We start from the raw sequence: 6,349 nt of genomic DNA, 5'->3' as shown, positions 1-6,349 counted from the left end.
GGCGCAAATAAAATCTCCAGCATTTTACCGCCACGAATTTCTGACATGCCCAGCGCAAAAAAAAGCCGCGATCCAGTCGCGGCTTTTTCGCACGTCACTATCAGCTTACCTCAGCTTCCAGCTTCTCGACTGCCTGGGTCATCTCGTCATGCCGACGGATGATCTTCCAGTCCGCCTCATCGATATAGATCCCTTCAGGCCCGCTACCACCTTCCAGGTCGATAGCTACCCGTGCCGACACCTGCGGCTTCACACTCGCCAGAATCGGCACAAAGCCCAGTTGCAAGCTGGTTTCAAGCAATGCTGCCTGATTGCGCTCGTCGATGTCGGCCGCTTCGTCCAGGTAGTAAGGCAAGCGAATACGCCCGGCCAGGTCACGGTCCATCAAGTGCAGCAACAGGTACATGTTGGTCAGTGCCTTGATGGTCATGGTCGTACCGTTGGAGGCCGCCCCGTCGATATCGGTGTGAATCACCGGCTGCCCGTTGACCTTGGTGATCTCGAAGGCCAGCTCGAAGAGATCCTTGAGCCCCAACTGGTTGTGGTTGGCGGCCACCAGGCGTGCGAGATACTCTTTCGCTTCTTCGTTGCGATTATCCTGATCAGCACTCTGACTCAGGTCAAACACCGAAAGGGTCTCACCCTCCTCGTATTGCCCGGCGCTGTGGATGATCTGATCGATGTGCTTGAGCGCCTCCTTGTTCGGCGCCAGCACAATGCGAAAGCTCTGCAAGTTTGAGACCTGACGCTTGTTGATCTCGCGGTTGAACAACGCCAGTTGATGCTCGAGGCTGTCATAGTCGCTGCGGATGTTGCGCAAGGTTCGCGCAATGTCGGTCACCGCCGCGCGGCGTGCCTTGCCCAGAGTCAGTGCCTCGTCGGTACGGTGCGCATAGGCGTTGATCAGCAATTGCAAACGCCGCTCCATATCGTCCTCACTGTCGAACTTGGCCACACCCTTGAGGCGCACCTGAGCATACAGCGCCTCGATCTGACCGTCGGCGCGCAACAGGCCCTGCCAGCTGTCCTGGTAATCGTTGAGCAACGGCAGCAAGTTGTCCATCGAGTCGTCGACCGGGTCCATGAATGGCGTACCGAAGCCCAGATCAGCCGGCAGCAGTTGCCGACGGCGCAGGGCGTCATCGAGGGTGCGCTGTTTGGCTTCGAGGTCCGAGAGCTGACGGCCCACTAATTGTAGCTTGGCCGACAGTTGCTGGACCCGCTCGGTGAAGGCGTCACTGGAGCGTTTGAGCTCATCCTGTGCCGCTTCCATCTGGGCCAACTGCTCCAGCTTGTCCTCTTCCTCGGCACCCAAGGTCTGGCAGCGACGGAAGTCTTCCAGCGCCTTCTGCGCATCCAGCACCTGCTGGTACAACGCTTCGCTCTGGTGCTTGCTGGCCGCACGGTCGGCGGCTACGGCCTGCTGGGTCTTGAGCTGCTTGAGCTCTTTCTCCAGACGCTCTTTCTGATCACGCAATGCCGCCCGGTCGGCCAGCGCCTGCAGGGCCGGTGGCTCGATATGGGACAAGTCAATGGACAGGCCGGGGACTTCGAAACGCTCGCCCTTGAAGCCATCGAGGATCGCTTCCAGAGATTTGACCCAGGCATCGCCATCGTCCAGCGCGATGCCGTTCTCGCCCAGCGGCAAGCTGAACAGCGCACTGTTGAACAGGCGCATCAGGCGCTCGACGTCTGGCTGCGAGAACTCCTCACGCAATCGCGCATAACTGTTGTTGTCGGCATGGTCGAGCTGCTGACGCACCGTCTTCACGCGCTTCTCCAGATCCCGCAGGCGCTCGTCAAGATCCTCGGCGCTGAACTGGCGCGACTGTGCCAGGGCACCGGCCAGTTCATCGTGAGCATCTTTTGCCGCCAGCAACTGCTGCTCCAGTACCTTGACGTCGGTCACTAGCGCAAAGCGGTGCTTGAGTACTGACAACTCGCCCAGCCAGCGCTGGATACCGGAAATTTCCCGCTCCAGTCGCATCAACTCCTGCGTGCCGCCGCGCTGGTCGTTTTGCAGCGAATCCTGTTCGCCTCGGTAATGCTCGGCCTGGATAACCAGCTCTTCCCGACGCGCCCCGGCGTAGTCCTGCCAAGTGCCCAACAGCGAGTCGAGCAATGGCGACAGGCGATGCAACTTCCCCCGCAGGATATCGCGGGTTTTTACGCCATTGGCCAGTGCCTCCACCAGAGGCCCGGCGGCCACCAGCGAGTTATAGTCCTGCTCCATGCGCCGCACGTCACGGAAGGCTTCCTCGCAGGCGGCAATGTAATCGACGCTGCCCGAGCGCAGGCTATGTTCAAAGGCGTCGAGAAACAGTTGCTTGAGCTTGGCCGCCGTGATCTCGCGCATGTGCAACAAATTGATGAACAAGGCACGGAATGTTTTCAGGCTCTGTTCGCTCGTGGACCGCAGCGGGATCAGTGTCAGGTCCAGCGGAATGGACGTGTGCCCGCCCACCAGCAGACGCCGCAGTTCATCAGGCTTGAGTTCGTAGGCCTTGAGGCCGTTGCGCTCCAGGTTGCTGAACAGCTCCTTCTGTCGCAGACAGGTACCCTCCTTCTGGTAGTGGGCCAGATCCAGGTCGCCGGCATAGGCGAAGAACTGGTGGCCGAAACCACCGCCCGGGCCGCGACCGACCACGCCGATCACATGACGACCATGGGGCAGCGACACTTCGCAGAGGATGTAGCTGGTATCGCTGGCAAAATAGAAGCGCCGCGACTGCTCCAGGCTGTACTTGCCGAAGCTCATGTCGGACATGCGGGCCAGGATCGGAAACTGCAGCGCGTTGATCGAGGCACTCTTGCCCAGGTTGTTGGCGCCGTACACCGACAACGGATGCTCCAACGGAAACAGGCCGAGGCTGTAACCTGCGGTGTTCAACAGGGCGAAGCGACGAATACCGTAGCGTTCCTGGCTCATGCGTCGATTTCCTGCTGTTCGGCGGCAATGGCGCGGGCCAAGGCCTCTGCTTCGGATTCTTCAAAGGGCGTCAGATCCAGTGGATCATCGGTCTGCAGCAGCTTGTCGTCGCTGTCTTCGTCGATCAGTACGGGCGTCGGCAACGGCAAGGCACTGTGCAGGCTGGCCGCCAGGTCGCGGTCCTGTTGTACCGAGAGGCAAACATCGAGGAAGCGGTGCATGGGCGGCAGGAAGCGATAAATACCGTTTTCTTCTCCGGCAAAACCCAGCTGGGTCATACGGCGCAGAATTTTCTCCTCTAGCTCGTCCTGGGTCTGTACTTCAGCCTGCAGAAACAGGTCCTTGTACTTGTCCAGCAGTGACGGCAGCTCGTCGCGGCCCAGACTGCCACCATCCAGCACGGCGATCGGGTCACGGCCCTGATCGGCAAGGTGCTCGACCAGGATGAAGGTGAACAGCGACAGGCGCTGAGCGGTCTTGTTGACCTGCGCGGCCGCCAGCTCGGGGACGAAGTAATAGAAGCCACGGGTATCGCACACCAGCTCGAAGCCCAGGGCCTTGAACAGGCCGCGATAGGTGTCCTGGAAGTTGGACAGCTGCGCATACAACTCAGGGTCACGGCGGCTGATGTGGAAACCTTTGAACAACTCGCGAAAGATCGGCGCCAGTTGCGACAGTTCGGATAGATCAAGATGCATGGGACGTGCTCGCAGAGGGTTCCAGGTCCGGGGCGATGGCCTCGGCAGCACCGGAAAGCAGGGCGAAGGAGCGCAGGCTGACCTGATGCTCGCGGGTGTGATAGTCGCGGCGTTCCAGACGCTCGCGGGCAAAGCGCTTGTCCCGGGACAGGCGCGAGAACCAGTAGAGCAATTCGTCGGTGGCGCCGTCGGGTTCCTGCTCCAGTAGCCAGACCATCAGGTCGGGCAGAGGCAGGGCGTCCTCGCAACGCTCGAGCATTTCCTTGACCGTGCGTGGCGCACGGCCTGGTTCGCTGCGTTGCTGCTTGTGCGACTTTGGAAACTGCGCCGGCCGCGATTCGAAGCGGGCCAGCGCGTAGACATAGGCTTCCACCTGACTGGCACTGCCCAGAAAAGTGCTTTGCGGTCGGGTAAACAAGGGCAGAGCGGCATGGGGGACGGCATCCAGACCCTTGCGCCGGATGGCCGACAAGGCCAGAGCGGCGCCGCGGGTCACGGCGTTGTGGCGCCGCGCTTCTTCGCGCAAGGGCAACAGCAGTTCGCGGGCATGTCGCAGGGTCAATTGCGCGCTGGTCTGCATTTCGAGGATGCGCGCATGGGTGCGCAGCAGCATGTCGTCATCCACCAGGTGGCCGAGCCGCTGTTGCTCGCTCAGCAGGCGCAGCAGCACCACTTCGACCTTGCGCACGCCCTGTTCGAACGCGCCGTCGGCGTTGACCAGCTGGATCATCGGCTCGACGTACTCATCCCAGGTGGCCAGCACCTCGGCATAGCGCTGGCGCAAGGGGATCTGCCGGTCGCTGGTCTTGGCCCGTTCGGCTACGCCTTGCAAGGCCTGCTCGTCATTGGCGAGCTTTTTCAGGACATCGCGTACGCGTATGTCCAGCAGCCGCAGTTGCCGCGCCAGATCAGCGCCGTCGCGGATATCGAAGGCTTCCTGAATATGCCCGGCCAGACGCTCCAGGTGCCGCAGGTAGGCTTCGATCTCCAGGCACAGACCGAGACGGTGTTCGCGGCGCAGGTAGGCGAGAAAATCATGGATCTGGGCGTTGAACTCGAAGCGGTTCGGGCTTTTGGCCACGGGCACGAGGATGTCCAGGCGAATCCACACGTCCAGCAGGTGGGTGATGTCCTGCGGCGTGCTGTCCGCTTGTCGGGCTGCCAGTTGCAAGCGCAGCTCGCCAAGGCTCAGCGTGCCTTGGTCGAAGTGCTCGCACAGCGGTTCGAGTAATGCCCAGTGTTCGGCGAGGGCGCGCAACACGCGCTTGGGTTCGATCATTGGATGGCCGACTTGATTGCCAAGGAAAAGCGCCGATTGTACTGCATCATTCGCTGCCCTATCGGCCCTGTCATCGCGCGTCTGTGCTTTTGTCGCGATCAGGGGCGGCGCAGGCGCAAGAACAGCGGTAGAATTGCGCCTTTCCCCACCCCCACAGATGGCCGCCCCTTGCTGAACGAGCCCCGCCGACGCGCCTACCTGGATGCCATGCAAGTGGTGCCCTGGTTGCCACGCACCGAATTGCCATTTGCGGCCCCGTCCCGCGCCTGGTTGCTCGAGCCGCTCGTGCAACCCGAGACGGCGTTGCCGAGCGCGCCTGCCCTGCCTGCGGTACCTGCGCCGGGCACTGCTCGCACCGTGGAGCGGTCCAGGATCGAGGTGCCGCGCCCCACGCCCAAGTCGGTCGCCGAGCCGGTGGTCGGAGCCATTGTGGTGGAAAAGGCCCCGGCCGTTCCCGCGCCGCGCTTTGCCCTGCAGCTGCTGCGTGCCGGGGTCTGCCTGATCCTGGCCGAACTGCCTACCGGCCAGCCGTTCCAGAGCCGCGACCCCAGCTACTTGTTGCTCAAGGACCTGCTGCGCGCCGCCGGCCTGCCCGACAGCCCCCAGATCATCGGTGAGCCGGTGCGCTGGCCATTGCTGCAACGCGGCAATCTGGACCAGGGCCCGGACGCCGCTCGGGATTTCGTTCAAGGCTTCGTTCAGGCCCAGCTGGAACTGGCGCCGTGCCTGTGTCTGTGGCTGGTGGGGCTGCCTGCCGTACGCTTTGCCGGTGAGGGCAATGCCGAGGATTATGACTGCGAGCTGCAGGTCGAGAGCCTGGGCAATGCCTGGGCGCTGCCGAGCCTGGAACTGTTGATGGACGAGCCCCAGCGCAAGGCCAGCCTATGGCGAGCCATGCGCCGATTGATGCCGCGCTGGAAGCATCGAGAAGAGTGAAAACGAAATGAGTGATGCAGTAACTTTCCGCTTGATGGCCGAGGCGGACCTCGACGCCGTTCTCAAGATCGAATACGCGGCCTACAGTCATCCCTGGACCCGGGGTATCTTTGCCGACGGCATGAAGTCCTACGCCATCTGGCTGATGTTCGTCGGCAGCCAGCAGGTGGGGCATGGGGTGATCAATGTCATCATCGACGAGGCGCATCTGTTGAACATCACGGTCAAGCCGGAGAGCCAGGGCCGCGGGCTGGGCTTGAAGCTGTTGGAGCACCTGATGACCGAAGCCTATGCGATGAACGGCCGGGAATGTTTTCTGGAAGTGCGCGACAGCAATCGGTCGGCGTATCGACTCTACGAACGCTTCGGCTTCAACGAGATTGGCCGTCGGCGCGATTACTATCCGGTGGTGGGTGGCCGCGAGGATGCGATCGTGATGGCTTGTACACTTTTCGAGTAACACTGCCCGAGCAGGCGCTCGGGTAGCCCGCTCTGCTGCTCGGGAGC

Annotated in this window: 5 protein-coding genes; 2 read left to right on the top strand and 3 right to left on the bottom strand. The window is 62.0% G+C overall.

What is annotated here, in order from left to right; genetic code table 11:
• Positions 1 to 100 precede the first annotated feature (100 nt).
• The 3 genes from mksF to mksB are packed head-to-tail and all read right to left on the bottom strand — an operon-like array spanning position 101 to position 4,906.
• Entirely contained in the window at positions 101 to 2,929 is a 2,829-nt protein-coding gene (gene mksF, locus HB675_RS15650; RefSeq protein WP_213879237.1) for an Mks condensin complex protein MksF, read from the bottom strand.
• The gene (gene mksE, locus HB675_RS15645; RefSeq protein ID WP_213879236.1) at positions 2,926 to 3,627 is read right to left on the bottom strand and encodes an Mks condensin complex protein MksE; all 702 of its coding nucleotides are present in this window, start codon (positions 3,625 to 3,627) and stop codon (positions 2,926 to 2,928) included. The genes mksF and mksE overlap by 4 nt, the downstream gene beginning before the upstream one ends.
• Positions 3,617 to 4,906: an Mks condensin complex protein MksB gene (gene mksB, locus HB675_RS15640; protein WP_213879235.1), complete on the bottom strand. Its 1,290-nt coding sequence runs from the start codon at positions 4,904 to 4,906 to the stop codon at positions 3,617 to 3,619. The genes mksE and mksB overlap by 11 nt, the downstream gene beginning before the upstream one ends.
• A 168-nt stretch (positions 4,907 to 5,074) precedes the next feature.
• Between mksB and HB675_RS15635 the strand changes: the two genes are divergently transcribed.
• Together HB675_RS15635 and rimI are read left to right on the top strand one after the other, a co-directional pair.
• On the top strand, positions 5,075 to 5,842 hold the full coding sequence (locus HB675_RS15635) for an energy transducer TonB (RefSeq protein WP_213879234.1): 768 nt from the start codon (positions 5,075 to 5,077) through the stop codon (positions 5,840 to 5,842).
• Positions 5,843 to 5,849: 7 nt separating this feature from the next.
• Positions 5,850 to 6,302, top strand: coding sequence for a ribosomal protein S18-alanine N-acetyltransferase (rimI, locus tag HB675_RS15630; protein WP_213879233.1), 453 nt, complete (start codon positions 5,850 to 5,852; stop codon positions 6,300 to 6,302).
• Positions 6,303 to 6,349: the final 47 nt, after the last annotated feature.

The sequence above is a fragment of the Pseudomonas sp. dw_358 genome, assembly GCF_018449655.1.
In the GTDB taxonomy this organism is placed as follows: Bacteria; Pseudomonadota; Gammaproteobacteria; order Pseudomonadales; family Pseudomonadaceae; genus Aquipseudomonas.
The sequence above is the reverse complement of the archived record's forward strand: the minus strand, read 5'-3'. Positions and strand labels throughout refer to the sequence as shown.